Annotated in this window: 18 protein-coding genes; 16 read left to right on the top strand and 2 right to left on the bottom strand. The window is 57.0% G+C overall.

The features are described 5' to 3' along the window. Position 1: 1 nt before the first annotated feature. The 5 genes from ftsE to livJ all read left to right on the top strand — a co-directional run bounded on the left by ftsE (position 2) and on the right by livJ (position 5,526). Complete coding sequence (gene ftsE / locus OVA10_RS01690; RefSeq protein ID WP_100778552.1) at positions 2–667, top strand: cell division ATP-binding protein FtsE; 666 nt, start codon at positions 2–4, stop codon at positions 665–667. Then, on the top strand, positions 660–1,715 hold the full coding sequence (gene ftsX / locus OVA10_RS01685; protein WP_100778553.1) for a permease-like cell division protein FtsX: 1,056 nt from the start codon (positions 660–662) through the stop codon (positions 1,713–1,715). The genes ftsE and ftsX overlap by 8 nt, the downstream gene beginning before the upstream one ends. Positions 1,716–1,971: 256 nt before the next feature. Then, positions 1,972–2,829: an RNA polymerase sigma factor RpoH gene (gene rpoH / locus OVA10_RS01680; RefSeq protein WP_059180334.1), complete on the top strand. Its 858-nt coding sequence runs from the start codon at positions 1,972–1,974 to the stop codon at positions 2,827–2,829. Between the two features lie 134 nt (positions 2,830–2,963). Continuing rightward, positions 2,964–4,229, top strand: coding sequence for a 4-aminobutyrate--2-oxoglutarate transaminase (locus tag OVA10_RS01675; RefSeq protein WP_123429804.1), 1,266 nt, complete (start codon positions 2,964–2,966; stop codon positions 4,227–4,229). Between the two features lie 196 nt (positions 4,230–4,425). Then, positions 4,426–5,526, top strand: a complete 1,101-nt coding sequence (gene livJ / locus OVA10_RS01670) for a branched chain amino acid ABC transporter substrate-binding protein LivJ (RefSeq protein ID WP_142503677.1) — start codon at positions 4,426–4,428, stop codon at positions 5,524–5,526. A gap of 86 nt (positions 5,527–5,612) precedes the next feature. Here the strand turns inward: livJ and panM are convergent, their stop codons facing one another. Further along, positions 5,613–5,996, bottom strand: coding sequence for an aspartate 1-decarboxylase autocleavage activator PanM (panM, locus tag OVA10_RS01665; protein ID WP_123429803.1), 384 nt, complete (start codon positions 5,994–5,996; stop codon positions 5,613–5,615). 424 nt (positions 5,997–6,420) lie between these two features. Between panM and livK the strand changes: the two genes are divergently transcribed. From livK to ugpQ, 10 genes are all read left to right on the top strand, one after another. Next, complete coding sequence (gene livK, locus OVA10_RS01660) at positions 6,421–7,530, top strand: high-affinity branched-chain amino acid ABC transporter substrate-binding protein LivK (protein WP_102105315.1); 1,110 nt, start codon at positions 6,421–6,423, stop codon at positions 7,528–7,530. Positions 7,531–7,577: 47 nt separating this feature from the next. Then, the gene (gene livH, locus OVA10_RS01655) at positions 7,578–8,504 is read left to right on the top strand and encodes a high-affinity branched-chain amino acid ABC transporter permease LivH (RefSeq protein ID WP_100778559.1); all 927 of its coding nucleotides are present in this window, start codon (positions 7,578–7,580) and stop codon (positions 8,502–8,504) included. After that, positions 8,501–9,778, top strand: a complete 1,278-nt coding sequence (gene livM / locus OVA10_RS01650) for a branched chain amino acid ABC transporter permease LivM (protein ID WP_100778560.1) — start codon at positions 8,501–8,503, stop codon at positions 9,776–9,778. Before livH ends, livM begins: the two co-directional genes overlap by 4 nt. Continuing rightward, a complete protein-coding gene (livG, locus tag OVA10_RS01645) occupies positions 9,775–10,542 on the top strand; it encodes a high-affinity branched-chain amino acid ABC transporter ATP-binding protein LivG (protein ID WP_100778561.1) in 768 nt (255 codons plus the stop codon). Before livM ends, livG begins: the two co-directional genes overlap by 4 nt. A 17-nt stretch (positions 10,543–10,559) precedes the next feature. Then, positions 10,560–11,273, top strand: coding sequence for a high-affinity branched-chain amino acid ABC transporter ATP-binding protein LivF (gene livF, locus OVA10_RS01640; RefSeq protein ID WP_100780798.1), 714 nt, complete (start codon positions 10,560–10,562; stop codon positions 11,271–11,273). Between the two features lie 245 nt (positions 11,274–11,518). Then, positions 11,519–12,835: a sn-glycerol-3-phosphate ABC transporter substrate-binding protein UgpB gene (gene ugpB / locus OVA10_RS01635; RefSeq protein WP_100778562.1), complete on the top strand. Its 1,317-nt coding sequence runs from the start codon at positions 11,519–11,521 to the stop codon at positions 12,833–12,835. A gap of 87 nt (positions 12,836–12,922) precedes the next feature. Continuing rightward, complete coding sequence (gene ugpA, locus OVA10_RS01630; protein ID WP_100778563.1) at positions 12,923–13,810, top strand: sn-glycerol-3-phosphate ABC transporter permease UgpA; 888 nt, start codon at positions 12,923–12,925, stop codon at positions 13,808–13,810. Next, the gene (gene ugpE / locus OVA10_RS01625; protein ID WP_107702697.1) at positions 13,807–14,652 is read left to right on the top strand and encodes a sn-glycerol-3-phosphate ABC transporter permease UgpE; all 846 of its coding nucleotides are present in this window, start codon (positions 13,807–13,809) and stop codon (positions 14,650–14,652) included. The genes ugpA and ugpE overlap by 4 nt, the downstream gene beginning before the upstream one ends. Before the next feature lies 1 nt (position 14,653). Continuing rightward, entirely contained in the window at positions 14,654–15,724 is a 1,071-nt protein-coding gene (locus OVA10_RS01620) for a sn-glycerol-3-phosphate import ATP-binding protein UgpC (protein WP_100778565.1), read from the top strand. Next, the gene (gene ugpQ / locus OVA10_RS01615) at positions 15,721–16,470 is read left to right on the top strand and encodes a glycerophosphodiester phosphodiesterase (protein WP_123429799.1); all 750 of its coding nucleotides are present in this window, start codon (positions 15,721–15,723) and stop codon (positions 16,468–16,470) included. Before OVA10_RS01620 ends, ugpQ begins: the two co-directional genes overlap by 4 nt. Here ugpQ and OVA10_RS01610 read toward each other — a convergent pair. Further along, positions 16,451–16,831, bottom strand: coding sequence for a DUF2756 family protein (locus OVA10_RS01610; RefSeq protein ID WP_123429798.1), 381 nt, complete (start codon positions 16,829–16,831; stop codon positions 16,451–16,453). The genes ugpQ and OVA10_RS01610 overlap by 20 nt on opposite strands. Before the next feature lie 121 nt (positions 16,832–16,952). Between OVA10_RS01610 and ggt the strand changes: the two genes are divergently transcribed. Continuing rightward, on the top strand, positions 16,953–18,698 hold the full coding sequence (gene ggt, locus OVA10_RS01605) for a gamma-glutamyltransferase (protein ID WP_181826966.1): 1,746 nt from the start codon (positions 16,953–16,955) through the stop codon (positions 18,696–18,698). The last annotated feature ends 19 nt before the right edge of the window (positions 18,699–18,717 follow it).

Raw genomic sequence — 18,717 nt, 5'->3', positions numbered from 1 at the left:
AATGATTCGCTTTGAACACGTCAGCAAGGCCTATCTCGGTGGGAGACAAGCGTTGCAGGGGGTGACATTCCACCTGCAACCGGGCGAGATGGCATTCCTGACCGGCCACTCCGGCGCGGGGAAAAGTACCCTGCTCAAGCTTATCTGTGGGATCGAGCGGCCAAGCGCCGGGAACATCTTTTTTAGCGGGCATGATATCAGCCGCCTGAAAAACCGTGAGGTGCCGTTTCTGCGTCGCCAGATCGGCATGATTTTCCAGGATCACCACCTGCTGATGGACCGCACCGTTTTTGATAACGTGGCGATCCCGCTGATCATTGCGGGTGCCAGCTATGACGATATCCGCCGTCGCGTTTCGGCGGCGCTGGATAAAGTCGGGCTGCTGGACAAAGCGAAGAACTTCCCGATTCAGCTTTCTGGCGGTGAACAGCAGCGCGTGGGTATTGCTCGCGCGGTGGTGAACAAACCCGCCGTCCTGCTGGCGGATGAACCGACCGGTAACCTGGACGATGCGCTCTCGGAAGGGATCCTGCGGCTGTTTGAGGAGTTTAACCGCGTTGGGGTAACAGTCCTGATGGCGACGCACGACATCGGGCTGATTTCCCGTCGTTCGTACCGCATGCTGACCCTGAGCGAAGGTCATTTGCACGGAGGCCACGTTGAATAAGCGCGACGCAATAAACCAGATTCGGCAGTTTGGTAATCGATTCGACCGCTTCCGCAAGCCGCAGGGCGGCGGAGAGGGTAACCGTAACACGCCAAAGCGTGCGAAAGCGGCACCGAAGCCAAACTCTCGCAAGACCAACGTCTTTAACGAACAGGTGCGCTACGCCTTCCACGGCGCGGTGCAGGATCTGAAAAGCAAACCGCTGGCGACGTTCCTGACGGTGATGGTGATCGCCATCTCCCTGACGCTGCCGAGCGTCTGCTATATGGTCTACAAAAACGTCAATGAGGCGGCCTCGCAATACTATCCGTCTCCGCAAATCACGGTGTATCTGGATAAGGCGCTGGATGACAGCGCCGCCGCGCAGGTGGTGGGGCAGCTCCAGGCGGAGCAGGGCGTTGAAAAGGTGAACTACCTGTCGCGCGACGAAGCGCTGGGCGAGTTCCGCAACTGGTCCGGGTTTGGCGGCGCGCTGGATATGCTCGAAGAGAACCCGCTGCCCGCCGTGGCGGTGGTGATCCCGAAACTGGACTTCCAGGGCACGGATTCGCTGAACACCCTGCGCGATCGCATCACCCGTATCAACGGCATTGATGAAGTGCGTATGGACGACAGCTGGTTTGCGCGTTTGGCCTCCCTGACGGGGCTGGTAGGGCGCGTGGCGGCAATGATTGGCGTGCTGATGGTGGCGGCGGTCTTCCTCGTCATCGGTAACAGCGTGCGTCTGAGCATCTTCGCCCGTCGCGATACGATTAACGTGCAGAAACTGATAGGTGCGACGGATGGATTCATCCTGCGCCCGTTCCTGTATGGCGGCGCATTGCTCGGTTTTTCCGGCGCATTTCTTTCACTGATTCTGTCAGAAATTTTGGTGATGCGGCTCTCTTCTGCCGTCACCGAAGTGGCGCAGGTTTTCGGAACTAAGTTTGATATCAGTGGCTTATCCTTCGATGAGTGCCTGTTATTACTGCTGGTGTGCTCGATGATTGGCTGGGTGGCCGCCTGGCTTGCCACCGTACAACATTTACGTCACTTTACCCCGCAGTAAAAAATCTCTGGTATAATCTTTCCCTGCAATGAGTACTTCACTCTGCAGGGAAAGAGTCCCTGTTGGCTCTCCCCCGCAATCAGTTGTCCATGTCACAATTTGTGCGTAATTTATTCACAGCATTACATGGAACTTGTGGATAAAATCACGGTCTGATAAAAATGTGAATGTTAGTCTCACTGCTCAAATGCTTTGGCATGCTTGTTGCCTGATGGGGACAAACAAACGCCAGAAGACACTAAATTGAGAGGAATGAATGACCAAAGAAATGCAAACTTTAGCTTTAGCCCCTGTTGGTAACCTGGAATCTTATATCCGGGCTGCGAACACCTGGCCGATGTTGACGGCTGAGGAAGAAAAGGAGCTTGCTGAAAAGCTGCATTACCAGGGCGATCTGGAAGCAGCTAAGACGCTGATCCTGTCTCACCTGCGCTTTGTTGTTCACGTTGCTCGTAATTACTCGGGTTACGGTCTGCCGCAGGCGGACTTGATTCAGGAAGGTAACATCGGTCTGATGAAGGCTGTACGTCGCTTCAACCCGGAAGTGGGTGTGCGACTGGTCTCCTTCGCCGTTCACTGGATCAAAGCGGAAATTCACGAATACGTGCTGCGTAACTGGCGTATTGTGAAAGTCGCTACGACCAAAGCACAGCGCAAACTGTTCTTCAACCTGCGTAAAGCCAAGCAGCGTCTGGGCTGGTTCAATCAGGATGAAGTCGAAATGGTAGCGCGTGAGCTGGGCGTTTCCAGCAAAGATGTGCGTGAGATGGAATCCCGTATGGCCGCTCAGGACATGACATTCGATATGTCTTCTGACGACGATGCGCAGGATAGCCAGCCGATGGCACCGGTTCTGTATCTGCAGGATAAAACCTCTAACTTTGCCGACGGCATCGAAGAGGATAACTGGGAAGATCAGGCCGCGAACAAACTCACCCACGCGATGGAAGGTCTCGACGAGCGTAGCCAGGCGATTATCCGCGCCCGCTGGCTGGACGAAGACAACAAGTCCACCCTGCAGGAGCTGGCCGACCGCTACGGCGTCTCAGCAGAGCGTGTGCGTCAGCTTGAAAAGAACGCCATGAAAAAACTTCGCGCCGCTATCGAAGCGTAATTCCCGCGAAGTTCCCCGATAACCCCTGGATGAAAATCTGGGGGTTTTGTTTTTTTAACGACCGCTCTGGCGAATTCCTCCCCCCTGGCAAACACTTACAGATGCGCTACGCATGCGAATCTTAGGGGGACAGGGTGAACAATCACGAGTTAAATGAACGGCGTTTGCAGGCAACGCCGCGCGGTATCGGGGTGATGTGCGGTTTCTACGCCGATAAAGCGGAAAACGCCACGTTGTGGGATATCGAAGGCAACGAAGTGATCGACTTCGCCGCCGGGATTGCGGTGCTGAACACGGGCCATCGCCATCCCAAAGTGATCGCCGCCATCGAAAAGCAGCTTCAGTCGTTTACCCACACGGCGTACCAGATTGTGCCGTACGAAGGCTATATCGCCCTCGCGGAGCGCATCAATGCCCGCGTGCCAATTGAAGGGCCAGCCAAAACCGCCTTCTTCTCGACGGGCGCAGAAGCCGTCGAAAATGCGGTCAAAATCGCCCGCGCCTACACCAAACGACCCGGTCTTATCACGTTCGGCGGCGCCTTCCACGGGCGTACCTTTATGACCATGGCCCTCACCGGCAAAGTGGCGCCCTACAAACTCGGCTTCGGCCCGTTCCCTGGCTCGGTCTATCACGCGCAATATCCCAACACGCTGCACGGCGTGAGTTCTCAGGACGCCCTGAAAAGCCTTGAGCGTATCTTTAAAGCCGATATCGCCCCGGATCAGGTGGCAGCGATTATCCTCGAACCGGTTCAGGGTGAAGGCGGATTCAACGTCGCGCCGCCCGATTTTATGCAAGGGCTGCGCGCCCTGTGCGACACCCACGGAATTTTGCTGATCGCTGACGAAGTGCAGACCGGCTTTGCCCGTACCGGGAAACTGTTCTCGATGGAGCATCATTGCGTTAAACCGGATCTGATCACCATGGCGAAAAGCCTGGCGGGCGGGATGCCGCTCTCGGCTGTGTCGGGCCGTGCCGAGGTGATGGACGCCCCCGCACCGGGCGGGCTGGGCGGTACCTACGCCGGGAACCCGCTGGCGATTGCGGCGGCACTGGCGGTGCTGGACGTGATCGACGAAGAGGATCTGTGCGCTCGCGCCTCTCACCTGGGCCATCATCTGGTGGAAGTGCTGAGCAAGGCCAAATCTGGTTGCCCATATATCGCTGACATCCGCGCGCAAGGCTCGATGGTGGCTGTGGAGTTCAACGATCCCGAGACCGGGCAGCCCTCACCGGAATTTACCCGCCAGGTTCAGGAGCGCGCGCTGGCGGAAGGGCTGTTGCTGCTCAGTTGCGGCGTATACGGCAACGTCATTCGCTTTCTCTATCCACTCACCATTCCCGACGCGCAGTTCCGCAAAGCGCTGGATATCATCTCTGCCTCGCTGACTCGATAAAGCCCGAGCCCGGTCGCAAAACTGCACCGGGCTGGCATAGTTACATTTCAAATTAGCTATTCCAAAATCATAAAAATGGGGTATGTTTTAGCAGAGTGTGCTGAAAAAGCGCGGACGGCAGACCTATAATTGAAATAAAGCGCTACACAACAACATCACAACAATCGTAATAACCATAATAATGGGGAATCTCAGGATGAATATGAAGGGTAAAGCGTTACTGGCAGGATGTATCGCGTTGGCATTCAGCACTATGGCTCAGGCGGATATTAAAGTGGCTGTTGTCGGTGCGATGTCCGGTCCGGTAGCGCAATACGGCGACCAGGAATTTACCGGCGCAGAACAAGCAGTTGCAGACATTAATGCCAAGGGCGGGATCAAAGGCGAAAAACTGCAGATCGTAAAATATGACGATGCCTGCGATCCGAAACAAGCGGTAGCAGTGGCGAACAAAGTGGTGAACGACGGGATCAAATACGTTATCGGTCACCTGTGCTCCTCATCCACCCAGCCTGCGTCTGATATCTACGAAGACGAAGGCATTCTGATGATCACCCCGGCGGCGACCGCACCAGAGCTGACCGCGCGTGGTTATAAACTGATTCTGCGTACCACCGGTCTGGACTCCGACCAGGGCCCAACGGCCGCGAAATACATTCTTGAGAAAGTGAAGCCGCAGCGCATCGCGATTGTTCACGATAAACAGCAGTACGGCGAAGGCCTGGCGCGCTCCGTACAGGACAGCCTGAAGAAAGCCAATGCGAAAGTGGTGTTCTTCGACGGTATCACCGCCGGTGAAAAAGACTTCTCCACGCTGGTGGCGCGTCTGAAGAAAGAGAACATCGACTTCGTGTACTACGGCGGTTATCACCCGGAAATGGGCCAGATCCTGCGCCAGGCGCGCGCGGCCGGTCTGAAAACACAGTTCATGGGACCAGAGGGCGTGGCGAACGTTTCCCTGTCTAACATCGCGGGCGACTCGGCTGAAGGGATGCTGGTCACCAAGCCGAAGAACTACGATCAGGTTCCGGCGAACAAACCGATTGTGGATGCCATCAAGGCCAAGAAACAAGATCCAAGCGGCGCGTTCGTGTGGACCACCTACGCTGCGCTGCAATCCCTGCAGGCGGGCCTGAACCAGTCAGCCGATCCGGCTGAGATTGCGACCTGGCTGAAAGCGAACTCCGTCGATACCGTCATGGGGCCGCTGTCCTGGGACGAGAAGGGCGATCTGAAAGGTTTTGAGTTCGGTGTCTTTACCTGGCATGCAGACGGTTCAGCGACCGACGCTAAGTAAAAAAATGCCCGGTGGCGCTATGCTCTCCGGGCCTACAAAACCTGAGTTCCAGGCCGGGTAAGGCGCAGTCGCCACCCGGCTTTTTTTTATCGCCGCTCCCACCCATTTTCCCGCTCAGCGAACCCAGTTGCCTGCATAAATGCAGACATCACGCTGCGGTCTTCCACACCGATATCGGACATCCACCAGGCTGACACGTCCGGGTTATCGCGAATCACCTCGTCAATCAAATACTGCCCTACGCCGCGACGGCGGGTGATTTCCCGCACGCGCAGGGAGTCCAGCGCGCCATCGGTTCCGCTCAGGGTCACGCGCACTGCGCCCAGCAGACGCTCGTTAAAGCGGGCGGCATAAATTCGATGGGTTTCATCCACGGTCAGGGAGGAAGGAGAATATTCCGGCCAGATCTTGCCCAGGTCGATATGATCCTGGTCGCTAAAGGACACCAGACGAAGGATGGTCAGTTTCATTAGCTGCTTGTCCAAATCAAAAAGAGTAAAGGCAGTGTACTCAATTTATCTCTTCAGCGGCTTCCCCTTTTTTGAACCATTCTCCAGCTGATTACTTTTTTAGCAACGCGATGTGTAGCGAGAAAGAGCAGGGATCGAAAATTAAGCAGAATTTTACTCTAAAAGGCAGTGTTTTATTCGGCGCTTTGTGCCGTTATTTTATGCTGCAAACTGCACTTTTATTTGTTTATCTCTGTCTGATTTCAGAATATTATCTTTGCTTAATCGCCTGAAAAATAGAGATTTTAGTCTGGTTTTTATCAAAAAACTGCGCTAAACCATTAAAGGCACTGGTAAAAATAGCGTTGTTCATTAAAAGTACAGAATGCTTTTTAACCATAATAAAACAAAATATATACATCACGTCACGAATGGGGATTCACAGATGAAAAGGAACGCGAAAGCATTGATCGCGGGAATGGTTGCATTAGCGATTTCGCAGGCAGCCATGGCGGAAGAGATTAAAGTTGCCGTCGTCGGTGCGATGTCCGGTCCGGTTGCCCAGTGGGGTGATATGGAGTTCAACGGCGCGCGTCAGGCGATCAAAGACATCAACGCCAAAGGCGGGATCAAAGGGGATAAGCTGGTTGGCGTGGAATATGACGACGCCTGCGATCCGAAACAAGCCGTCGCCGTGGCGAACAAAATCGTTAACGACGGTATTCAGTACGTTATCGGCCACCTGTGCTCCTCTTCCACGCAGCCCGCTTCAGATATCTATGAAGACGAAGGCATTCTGATGATCACGCCAGGCGCTACCAACCCGGAGCTGACGCAGCGTGGCTATCAGCACATCATGCGTACCGCCGGTCTGGACTCTTCTCAGGGTCCGACTGCCGCGAAGTACATCCTCGAGAAAGTGAAGCCGCAGCGCATCGCGATCATTCACGATAAACAGCAATACGGCGAAGGCCTCGCGCGTTCCGTACAGGACGGCCTGAAAAAAGGCGGCGCGAACGTGGTCTTCTTCGACGGCATCACCGCAGGTGAGAAAGATTTCTCTGCCCTGCTGGCACGCCTGCAAAAAGAGAACATCGACTTCGTGTACTACGGCGGTTACTACCCGGAGATGGGCCAGATGCTGCGCCAGGCGCGCGCGACCGGTCTGAAAACGCAGTTTATGGGCCCGGAAGGCGTGGGTAACGCGTCCCTGTCCAATATCGCAGGCGATGCGGGCGAAGGCATGCTGGTGACAATGCCAAAACGCTATGACCAGGAACCGGCGAACAAGGCTATCGTAGAGGCGCTCAAAGCGCAGAAGAAAGATCCGAGCGGTCCGTACGTCTGGATCACTTATGCGGCGGTGCAGTCTCTGGCGACTGCCATGGAACGCACCGGCAGCAAAGAGCCGCTGGACTTAGTGAAAGATTTAAAAGCACACGGAGCAAACACCGTGATTGGGCCGCTGAACTGGGATGAGAAAGGCGATCTAAAGGGATTTGAATTTGGTGTCTTCCAATGGCACGCCGATGGTTCTTCTTCGGTAGCCAAATAATCATCCCGCCGCCCGCGCAAAACGGGCGGTTATAAAAAGGTTTTCTTATGTCCGAGCAGTTTCTCTATTTCTTGCAGCAGATGTTTAACGGCGTCACGCTGGGAAGCACCTATGCGCTGATCGCCATCGGTTACACGATGGTTTACGGCATTATCGGCATGATCAACTTCGCCCACGGCGAGGTCTATATGATCGGCAGCTATGTCTCCTTTATGATCATTGCCGCACTGATGATGATGGGTATCGACAGCAGCTGGCTGCTGGTAGGTGCCGGTTTTGTCGGTGCGATTGTGATTGCCAGCGCCTACGGCTGGAGCATCGAGCGCGTGGCCTATCGGCCTGTGCGCAGCTCCAAACGTCTGATTGCGCTCATCTCCGCCATCGGGATGTCCATCTTCTTGCAAAACTACGTCAGCCTGACGGAAGGCTCGCGCGATGTGGCGCTGCCAAGCCTGTTTAACGGCCAGTGGATTATCGGGGCCAGCGAAAACTTCTCGGCCTCTATCACGACCATGCAGCTGGTGATCTGGGTTGTGACCTTCCTCGCGATGCTGGCGTTGACCATTTTCATCCGTTATTCCCGCATGGGCCGCGCCTGCCGCGCCTGTGCAGAAGACCTGAAAATGGCCAGCCTGCTGGGCATTAACACCGACCGCGTGATCGCCCTGACCTTTGTGATTGGTGCCGCGATGGCGGCGGTGGCGGGTGTGCTGCTCGGTCAGTTCTACGGCGTAATCAACCCCTACATCGGCTTTATGGCCGGGATGAAAGCCTTTACCGCTGCGGTGCTCGGCGGGATCGGCAGTATTCCTGGTGCGATGATCGGCGGCCTGATTCTGGGCGTTGCCGAAGCGCTCTCCTCGGCGTATCTGAGTACCGAATATAAAGACGTCGTCTCCTTTGCACTGCTGATTCTGGTGCTGCTGGTGATGCCTACCGGGATTCTGGGTCGTCCGGAGGTAGAGAAAGTATGAAACCGATGCATTTTGCGATGGCGCTGCTCTCTGCCGCCATGTTCTTCGTCCTCGCGGGCGTCTTTATGGGTGTGCAGTTAGAACTGGATGGCACACGACTGGTGGTCGATACCGCCGCGGATATCCGCTGGCAGTGGGTGTTTGTCGGTACGGCGGTGGTGTTCCTGTTCCAGCTGCTGCGCCCGGTGTTCCAGAAGACGATGAAAAACGTCTCTGGCCCGAAATTCGTGCTGCCAGCCATTGATGGCTCGACCGTTAAGCAGAAACTGTTCCTGGTGGCGCTGCTGGTGGCCGCTGTTGCGTGGCCGTTCATGGTGTCGCGTGGGACGGTGGATATCGCCACGCTGACCATGATCTACGTGATTCTGGGTCTGGGCTTGAACGTGGTGGTCGGTCTGTCTGGCCTGCTGGTGCTGGGCTATGGCGGATTTTACGCCATCGGTGCCTACACCTTTGCGTTGCTGAACCACTATTACGGGCTGGGCTTCTGGACCTGTCTGCCGCTGGCGGGCCTGGTGTCTGCCGCCGCAGGTTTCCTGCTCGGCTTCCCGGTGCTGCGTCTGCGCGGTGACTATCTGGCGATTGTGACCTTAGGCTTTGGCGAGATCGTCCGTATCCTGCTGCTCAACAACACCGAAGTGACCGGCGGTCCGAACGGCATCAGCCAGATCCCGAAACCGACCTTCTTCGGCCTGGAGTTCAGCCGCACGGCGCGCGAAGGCGGCTGGGATACCTTCAGCAACTTCTTCGGCGTGAAGTACGACCCCTCCGACCGCGTGATCTGGCTCTATCTGGTGGCGCTGCTGCTGGTGGTGATCACCCTGTTCGTGATCAACCGTCTGCTGCGTATGCCGCTGGGCCGCGCGTGGGAAGCGCTGCGTGAAGACGAAATCGCCTGTCGCTCCCTGGGGCTGAACCCGACGCGCATCAAACTGACCGCGTTCACCATCAGCGCCGCGTTCGCCGGTTTTGCCGGAACGCTGTTTGCCGCGCGTCAGGGCTTCGTCAGCCCGGAATCCTTCACCTTTGCCGAATCAGCCTTTGTGCTGGCCATCGTGGTACTCGGCGGGATGGGCTCCCAGTTTGCGGTGATCCTCGCGGCGATTCTGCTGGTGGTCTCCCGCGAGCTGATGCGCGACTTTAACGAATACAGCATGTTGATGCTGGGTGGTTTGATGGTACTGATGATGATCTGGCGTCCGCAGGGCTTGCTGCCGATGACCCGTCCACAGTTGAAGCTGAAGAACGGGCAAGCGAAAGGAGAGCAGGCATGAGTCAGCCATTATTATCCGTGAACGGCCTGATGATGCGTTTTGGCGGCCTGCTGGCGGTCAATAACGTCTCGCTGGACCTGTTCCCGAAAGAGATTGTCTCCCTGATCGGCCCGAACGGTGCGGGGAAAACCACGGTGTTCAACTGCCTGACCGGTTTCTACAAGCCGACGGGCGGGACCATCATGCTGCGCGATCAGCATCTCGAAGGGCTGCCGGGCCAACAGATCGCCCGTATGGGCGTGGTGCGTACTTTCCAGCACGTGCGCCTGTTCCGTGAAATGACGGTGATCGAAAACCTGCTGGTGGCGCAACATCAGCAGCTGAAGAGCGGGGTGTTCTCCGGCCTGCTGAAAACCCCAGCCTTCCGCCGCGCGCAGAGCGAAGCCCTGGACCGCGCCGCAACCTGGCTGGATCGTATCGGTCTGTTGCAGCACGCAAATCGTCAGGCCAGCAATCTGGCCTATGGCGACCAGCGTCGTCTGGAAATTGTTCGCTGTATGGTCACGCAGCCGGAAATCCTGATGCTCGATGAGCCTGCAGCCGGTCTGAACCCGAAAGAGACCAAAGAGCTGGACGAGCTGATCGTCGAGCTGCGTAACCATCATGACACCACCATTTTGCTGATTGAGCACGATATGAAGCTGGTGATGGGCATCTCGGATCGGATCTACGTCGTCAACCAGGGGACGCCGCTGGCGAACGGCACGCCTGAAGAAATTCGACATAACCCGGACGTGATCCGCGCCTACTTAGGTGAAGCATGATGGGGGCGAGTCATAATATGGAAAAAGCGATGTTATCTTTTGACAAGGTGAATGCCCACTACGGCAAGATTCAGGCGCTGCATGATGTCAGCCTGCATATCAATCAGGGTGAGATCGTGACGCTCATCGGGGCCAACGGCGCGGGGAAAACCACGCTGCTCGGCACCCTGTGCGGCGATCCGCGTGCTTCCAGCGGGCGTATCATCTTTGACGGTAAAGACATTACCGACTGGCAGACCGCGAAAATCATGCGCGAAGCCGTGGCGATAGTGCCGGAAGGCCGCCGCGTGTTTTCCCGTATGACGGTGGAAGAGAACCTGGCGATGGGCGGCTTCTTTGCCGAGCGCGAACAGTATCAGACCCGCATTAAGCGCGTGTATGAACTCTTCCCGCGCCTGTATGAGCGCCGTATTCAGCGTGCGGGCACCATGTCAGGCGGTGAACAGCAGATGCTGGCGATTGGTCGTGCGCTGATGAGCCAGCCGCGTCTGCTGCTGCTCGATGAGCCGTCCCTCGGCCTCGCGCCGATCATCATTCAGCAGATTTTCGACACCATTGAGCAACTGCGTAAAGAGGGGATGACCATCTTCCTCGTGGAGCAAAATGCCAACCAGGCGCTGAAACTTGCGGATCGCGGCTACGTGCTGGAGAACGGTCACGTCGTGCTGTCCGATACCGGCGAAGCGTTGCTGGCAAACGAAGCGGTGCGAAGTGCGTATTTAGGCGGTTAAGTTGTCTGTTGCCCGGTGGCGCTGCGCTTACCGGGCCAGTAAAACCTGATTCACAGGCCGGGTAGGGCGATGCCTCCCGGCTTTTTTTTGCCATGCTATCGTCACCATTCCATCATCCCCCTGACCCCGGTCTGTCATCATTCTGTAAATAAACAGTTATTTTTCTGTCATTCGAGCATGTCATGTTACCTCGCGAGCATAAAACGCGTGATATCGCGCATCCGGCACAAAAAAGAGAGATGACAATGACATCGTTACGACACACAGCTTTGGGTCTGGCAATCGGTCTGGCTTTTGCGACGAACGCAATGGCTGTCACGACCATTCCGTTCTGGCATTCCATGGAAGGGGAGTTGGGCAAAGAGGTTGATTCTCTGGCGCAGCGTTTCAACGACACCCATCCGGATTACAAAATTGTGCCGGTGTACAAAGGTAACTACGAGCAGAGCCTGAGCGCGGGAATCGCCGCGTTCCGCACCGGGAATGCACCGGCGCTGCTGCAGGTGTATGAAGTCGGCACCGCCACCATGATGGCCTCGAAAGCGATCAAACCGGTCTATGAAGTGTTTAAAGACGCGGGCATTAACTTTGATGAATCCCAGTTTGTGCCGACGGTTTCCGGTTACTATACCGACTCCAAAACCGGGCATCTGCTGTCTCAACCGTTTAATAGCTCCACGCCGGTGCTCTATTACAACAAAGACGCCTTCAAAAAAGCCGGTTTAAACCCGGATCAGCCGCCGAAAACCTGGCAGGACCTGGCGGAGTACACCGCCAAACTGAAAGCGGCAGGCATGAAGTGTGGCTACGCGAGCGGCTGGCAGGGCTGGATTCAGATTGAAAACTTCAGCGCCTGGCACGGTCTGCCGGTCGCCACGAAGAACAACGGCTTTGACGGCACCGACGCCGTGCTGGAGTTCAACAAACCCGAGCAGGTGAAACACATCGCGCTGCTGGAGGCGCTGAATAAGAAGGGCGATTTCAGCTACTTCGGCCGTAAAGACGAATCTACCGAGAAGTTTTACAACGGCGACTGTGCGATCACCACCGCCTCTTCCGGTTCGCTGGCGGATATCCGTCATTACGCCAAATTCAACTACGGCGTGGGCATGATGCCTTATGACGCCGATGCCAAAGGCGCGCCGCAGAACGCCATCATCGGCGGGGCGAGCCTGTGGGTAATGCAGGGCAAAGACAACGGCACCTACAAAGGCGTGGCGGAGTTCCTCGACTTCCTCGCGAAACCTGAAAACGCCGCCGAGTGGCACCAGAAGACCGGCTACCTGCCGATCACCAAAGCCGCTTACGACCTGACGCGCGAGCAGGGCTTCTATGACAAAAACCCAGGGGCGGATATCGCGACGCGCCAGATGCTGAACAAGCCGCCGTTACCGTTCACCAAAGGTCTGCGTCTGGGCAACATGCCGCAGATTAGGACCATTGTGGATGAAGAGCTGGAAAGCGTATGGACTGGTAAGAAAACGCCACAGCAGGCGCTGGATTCGGCGGTAGAGCGCGGAAATCAGCTGCTGCGCCGCTTTGAGCAGTCGACGAAGTCTTAATGTTTTTATGCCGGCTTACCCGGTCTGCGAGGGGGACATTCACCTCGTTGGCCGGGTCATCCGGCACTGTTCAGGAATCCAATCTCAATGTCATCCTCCCGTCCGGTATTCCGTTCGCGCTGGCTGCCCTATTTGCTGGTCGCCCCGCAGCTGATTATCACCGTCATCTTTTTTATCTGGCCTGCGGGCGAAGCGCTCTGGTACTCGGTACAAAGCGTCGATCCGTTCGGGCTTTCCAGCCAGTTTGTCGGTCTGGATAACTTTACCGCGCTGTTCCATGACAGCTATTACCTCGACTCCTTCTGGACGACGATCAAATTCAGCGCCATGGTGACGGTCAGCGGCCTCGTCGTGTCGCTGTTTTTTGCGGCGCTGGTGGATTACGTGGTGCGCGGCAGCCGTCTCTATCAGACGCTGATGCTGCTGCCCTACGCCGTCGCGCCTGCCGTCGCCGCCGTGCTGTGGATCTTCCTGTTTAACCCAGGGCGTGGGCTGATTACCCATTTCCTCGGCGAATTCGGCTACGACTGGAACCACGCGCAAAACAGCGGCCAGGCGATGTTCCTGGTGGTATTTGCCTCGGTCTGGAAGCAGATCAGCTACAACTTCCTGTTCTTCTTCGCCGCGCTGCAATCCATTCCGCGCTCGCTGGTCGAAGCCGCCGCGATTGACGGCGCAGGGCCGATTCGTCGCTTCTTCAAACTGGCGCTGCCGCTGATTGCGCCGGTGAGTTTCTTCCTGCTGGTGGTTAACCTGGTCTACGCCTTCTTCGACACCTTCCCGGTGATCGACGCCGCCACCGCCGGTGGGCCGGTGCAGGCGACCACCACGCTTATCTACAAAATCTACCGCGAAGGCTTTGCGGGGCTGGATCTGTCGGCCTCTGCCGCGCAGTCCGTGGTGCTGATGGGGCTGGTGATTGTGCTGACGGTGGTTCAGTTCCGCTATGTCGAAAGTAAGGTGCGCTATCAATGATTGAGAACCGTCCGGGGCTGACGATTTTCAGCCACACCCTGTTAATACTCGGGATCATCGTCATCCTGTTCCCGCTTTACGTGGCCTTTGTTGCCGCCACGCTGGATACCAAAGCCGTGTTCGACACGCCGATGACGCTGGTGCCTGGCGGCCATCTTTTCGAAAATATGGCAACTATCTGGACCCAGGGCGTAGGGGCCAACAGCGCGCCGTTCTGGCTGATGATGCTCAACAGTTTCATCATGGCCTTTGGCATAACGGTGGGGAAGATCGTGGTGTCGATGCTCTCGGCCTTCGCTATCGTCTGGTTCCGTTTTCCCCTGCGTAACCTCTTCTTCTGGATGATCTTTATCACTCTGATGCTGCCGGTCGAAGTGCGTATTTTCCCGACCGTCGAGGTGATCGCCAATCTCGGGATGCTCGACAGCTACGCGGGCCTGACGTTACCGCTGATGGCGTCGGCCACCGCGACGTTCCTGTTCCGCCAGTTCTTTATGACCCTGCCGGACGAACTGATTGAAGCGGCGCGCATCGACGGCGCATCGCCGATGCGTTTTTTCCGCGACATCGTGCTGCCGCTCTCCAGAACCAACCTCGCCGCGCTGTTCGTGATCACCTTTATCTACGGCTGGAACCAGTACCTGTGGCCGCTGCTGATTGTGCAGGACGTGAATCTTGGCACCGCCGTGGCGGGCATCAAAGGGATGATCGCCACCGGCGAAGGCACCACCCTCTGGAATCAGGTGATGGCGGCGATGTTGCTCACGCTGATCCCTCCGGTTGTAATCGTTTTAGCCATGCAGCGCGCGTTCGTGCGTGGTTTAGTAGACAGTGAGAAATAAGATGGCTGGATTAAAATTACAGGCAGTAACCAAAAGCTGGGACGGCAAAACCCAGGTGATTCAACCCCTGACGCTCGACGTGGCAGACGGCGAATTTATCGTGATGGTCGGCCCGTCCGGCTGCGGGAAATCGACGCTGCTGCGCATGGTGGCGGGGCTTGAGCGCGTGACCAGCGGCGACATCTGGATTGACCGCCAGCGTGTCACCGAGATGGAGCCGAAAGATCGCGGCATCGCGATGGTGTTCCAGAACTACGCCCTCTATCCGCACATGAGCGTGGAAGAGAACATGGCCTGGGGCCTGAAAATTCGCGGGATGGGGAAAGGCCATATCGAGGAGCGGGTGAAAGAGGCGGCGCGCATTCTGGAGCTGGACGGTCTGTTAAAACGCCGTCCGCGTGAGCTTTCCGGCGGCCAGCGTCAGCGCGTGGCGATGGGCCGCGCCATCGTGCGCGATCCGGCGGTGTTCCTGTTCGACGAACCGCTCTCTAACCTCGACGCCAAACTGCGCGTGCAGATGCGTCTTGAGCTGCAACATCTGCATCGCCGCCTGAAAACCACGTCACTGTACGTCACCCACGATCAGGTGGAAGCTATGACCCTGGCGCAGCGCGTGATGGTGATGAACAAAGGTATCGCCGAGCAGATCGGCACGCCGGTAGAGGTGTATGAAAAACCCGCCAGCCGCTTTGTCGCCAGCTTTATCGGCAGCCCGGCGATGAACCTGCTGGAAGGGCGCATCAGCAACGCGGGCACGCATTTTGAGCTGGAGAGCGGCATGGCGCTGCCGGTGAACTGGTTTTATCGCGGCTACGCCGGGCGTAAAATGACGCTCGGTATCCGCCCGGAACATATTGCGCTAAGCTCGCAGGCGGAAGGCGGCGTGCCGCTGGTGATGGACACGCTGGAGATGCTGGGCGCTGACAACCTGGCGCACGGACGCTGGGGCGATCAAAAGCTGGTGGTGCGTCTGGCGCATCAGGAACGCCCAAAGGCGGGCAGCACGCTGTGGCTGCATCTGCCGGAAAATCATCTGCACTTATTTGATGGTGAAACAGGACAACGCGTATGAGTAACTGGCCATATCCTCACATCGTCGCCCACCGTGGCGGCGGGAAACGGGCACCGGAAAACACCCTGGCGGCAATAGATAAAGGCGCGTTTTACGGTCATTCAATGATCGAATTCGACGCCAAGCTGTCGAAAGATGGCGAAATTTTCCTGCTGCATGACGATAACCTTGAGCGCACCAGCAACGGCTGGGGCGTGGCGGGCGACTTGCCGTGGCGCGATCTGCTCAACGTGGACGCCGGAAGCTGGTTCAGCAGCGAATTTAAAGGCGAGCCACTGCCGCTGCTGGCGGAAGTGGCCGATCGCTGTCGCCAGCACGGGATGATGGCCAATATCGAAATCAAACCGACGACCGGCACCGGGCCACTCACCGGTAAAGTGATTGCCCTCGCCGCGCGTGAATTGTGGGAAGGAATGACCGCTCCGCTGCTGTCGTCGTTTGACATTGACGCACTGGAAGCCGCACAAGCCGCCGCACCGGAACTGCCTCGGGGATTATTGCTGGATGAATGGCGTGACGACTGGCGCGAGCTGACCACTCGCTTAGGGTGTGTGTCGATCCATCTCAATCATCGCCTGCTGGATGAGGCGCGCGTGAGGATGCTCAAAGACGCCGGGCTGCATATCCTGGTTTATACGGTCAACAAACCCCAGCGAGCGGCAGAGCTGCTGCGCTGGGGCGTGGACTGCATCTGTACCGATGCGATTGACGTGATTGGCCCGAACTTTAATTCTGCGGATTATTGAGCATATCGCCATTCGAACGCGGCGGCAGCATATGCTGCTGACCGCTGCTCAGGCTGGTTCCCCCGCTTAACATGCCGCCGCTGGTATTCGGCAGCGGCTGCTCCCGCACCTGGCCCTGCTGAATCATCTGCGTATTGTTGTTCATCTGCGTTTGCAGGTGTTGCTGCTGAATCTGCGTCTGGGTATGCAGCTGTTGATTGAGCATCCCTTTTTGCTGCTGCTGTTGGCCCATCATCTGGGTCTGCATCCGCTGCTGGCTGGGGATTTCATAGCCCGGCTGGTTCGGGTTATTCAGGGTATTCAGTGGCTGTGCGAGCACGGCGAACGGGAGCAGTGCCGTTAAGATCAGTAGTCGTTTCATTCTCATTTCCTCCTTCTGAGGCCTCTCTTAAGTTTACCCCGAATCTGCCACAACGATGATTTTTTAGGAGTTGTGAACCAGGCTTAAACGGGAATCTGGATCCCTCACCTGGAGAACAACAATGATAAAACCAACGTTTTTGCGCTGGGTAGCGATCGCTGCGCTGATGGCCGGCGGGACATTTACCGTGGCGGCGAACCCGCCTGCCGCACCGCCAGTCTCCTACGGCGTGGAAGAGGATGTCTTCCATCCCGTCAGGGCGAAGCAGGGGATGGTGGCGTCCGTGGATGCGATGGCCACCCAGGTCGGCGTGGATATCCTCAAGCAGGGCGGTAATGCAGTTGATGCGGCGGTAGCCGTGGGTTATGCCCTGGCGGTGACCCATCCGCAGGCGGGGAATCTCGGCGGCGGGGGCTTTATGCTGCTGCGCACCAAAGACGGCAATACCACGGCCATCGACTTCCGCGAAATGGCGCCAAATCAGGCATCGCGCGATATGTTCCTCGACGATCAGGGGAATCCGGACAGTAAAAAATCCCTCACATCCCATCTGGCAAGCGGCACGCCGGGCACCGTCGCCGGGTTCTCTCTGGCGCTGGAAAAATACGGGACCTTGCCGCTGAACAAAGTGGTGCAGCCAGCCATCAAACTGGCGCGCGACGGGTTTGTGGTCAATGACGCGCTGGCGGACGATCTCAAAACCTACGGCAGCGAAGTGATTCCGAACCATGAGAACAGCAAAGCGATCTTCTGGAAGGACGGCGAGCCGCTGAAAAAGGGCGACAAGCTGGTGCAGACAAATCTTGCGAAAAGCCTGGAGCTGATTGCGGAAAACGGCCCGGATGCCTTCTACAAAGGGGCGATTGCCGATCAGATTGCCGACGAGATGCAAAAGAACGGCGGGCTGATTACCAAAGCAGATTTGGCGGAGTACAAAGCCGTTGAGCGCACACCGATAAGCGGTGAGTATCGCGGATATCAGGTGTTCTCAATGCCGCCACCGTCCTCCGGCGGGATCCACATCGTGCAGATCCTCAATATTCTTGAGAACTTCGATATGCACAAATTTGGCTTCGGTAGCGCCGATGCGATGCAGGTGATGGCGGAGGCAGAAAAATTTGCCTATGCCGACCGCTCGGAGTATCTCGGCGATCCGGATTTTGTCAAAGTGCCCTGGCAGGCGCTAACCAACAAAGCGTATGCCAAATCGCTGGCGGATCAGATTGATATCAACAAAGCGAAACCGTCCAGCCAGATCCGCCCCGGCAAACTGGCGCCGTACGAGAGCAATCAGACCACCCATTTCTCGGTGGTGGATAAGGACGGTAACGCGGTGGCGGTGACGTACACGCTGAACACGGTGTTTGGCACCGGGATTGTGGCGGGTAACAGCGGCATTCTGCTGAACAACGAAATGGATGACTTCTCCGCCAAACCGGGCGTGCCGAACGTTTACGGGCTGGTGGGGGGCGATGCTAACGCCGTTGGGCCGAAGAAACGCCCGCTGTCGTCCATGTCTCCGACCATCGTGGTGAAAGACGGCAAAACCTGGCTGGTGACGGGTAGCCCAGGCGGAAGCCGAATTATCACCACCGTGCTGCAAATGGTGGTGAACAGTATCGATTTCGGAATGAACGTGGCCGAAGCGACCAACGCGCCGCGCTTCCATCATCAGTGGCTGCCGGACGAACTGCGCGTGGAAAAAGGCTTTAGCCCGGACACTATCAAACTGCTGGAACAGCGCGGGCAGAAAGTGGTGGTGAAAGAGGCGATGGGGAGCACGCAGAGCATTGTGGTGGCGCCCGACGGTTCCCTTTCCGGGGCATCCGATCCACGGTCGGTGGATGATTTGACGGCAGGGTACTGATACGTTGTCGCCCGGCAGC

The sequence above is a fragment of the Lelliottia sp. SL45 genome (assembly GCF_026672535.1).
Classification (GTDB): Bacteria; Pseudomonadota; Gammaproteobacteria; order Enterobacterales; family Enterobacteriaceae; genus Enterobacter; species Enterobacter nimipressuralis.
This window is presented reverse-complemented; position numbering and strand designations above follow the sequence as displayed.

Coding starts and splice junctions, on each gene's coding strand:
- OVA10_RS01610 (WP_123429798.1), bottom strand. CDS start 16,831: ATGAAACGACTACTGATCTTAACGGCACTGCTCCCGTTCGCCGTGCTC.
- ugpA (WP_100778563.1), top strand. CDS start 12,923: ATGTCATCCTCCCGTCCGGTATTCCGTTCGCGCTGGCTGCCCTATTTG.
- ugpE (WP_107702697.1), top strand. CDS start 13,807: ATGATTGAGAACCGTCCGGGGCTGACGATTTTCAGCCACACCCTGTTA.
- livM (WP_100778560.1), top strand. CDS start 8,501: ATGAAACCGATGCATTTTGCGATGGCGCTGCTCTCTGCCGCCATGTTC.
- ugpB (WP_100778562.1), top strand. CDS start 11,519: ATGACATCGTTACGACACACAGCTTTGGGTCTGGCAATCGGTCTGGCT.
- livG (WP_100778561.1), top strand. CDS start 9,775: ATGAGTCAGCCATTATTATCCGTGAACGGCCTGATGATGCGTTTTGGC.
- panM (WP_123429803.1), bottom strand. CDS start 5,996: ATGAAACTGACCATCCTTCGTCTGGTGTCCTTTAGCGACCAGGATCAT.
- OVA10_RS01620 (WP_100778565.1), top strand. CDS start 14,654: ATGGCTGGATTAAAATTACAGGCAGTAACCAAAAGCTGGGACGGCAAA.
- rpoH (WP_059180334.1), top strand. CDS start 1,972: ATGACCAAAGAAATGCAAACTTTAGCTTTAGCCCCTGTTGGTAACCTG.
- livJ (WP_142503677.1), top strand. CDS start 4,426: ATGAATATGAAGGGTAAAGCGTTACTGGCAGGATGTATCGCGTTGGCA.
- livH (WP_100778559.1), top strand. CDS start 7,578: ATGTCCGAGCAGTTTCTCTATTTCTTGCAGCAGATGTTTAACGGCGTC.
- ggt (WP_181826966.1), top strand. CDS start 16,953: ATGATAAAACCAACGTTTTTGCGCTGGGTAGCGATCGCTGCGCTGATG.
- ugpQ (WP_123429799.1), top strand. CDS start 15,721: ATGAGTAACTGGCCATATCCTCACATCGTCGCCCACCGTGGCGGCGGG.
- livK (WP_102105315.1), top strand. CDS start 6,421: ATGAAAAGGAACGCGAAAGCATTGATCGCGGGAATGGTTGCATTAGCG.
- ftsE (WP_100778552.1), top strand. CDS start 2: ATGATTCGCTTTGAACACGTCAGCAAGGCCTATCTCGGTGGGAGACAA.
- livF (WP_100780798.1), top strand. CDS start 10,560: ATGGAAAAAGCGATGTTATCTTTTGACAAGGTGAATGCCCACTACGGC.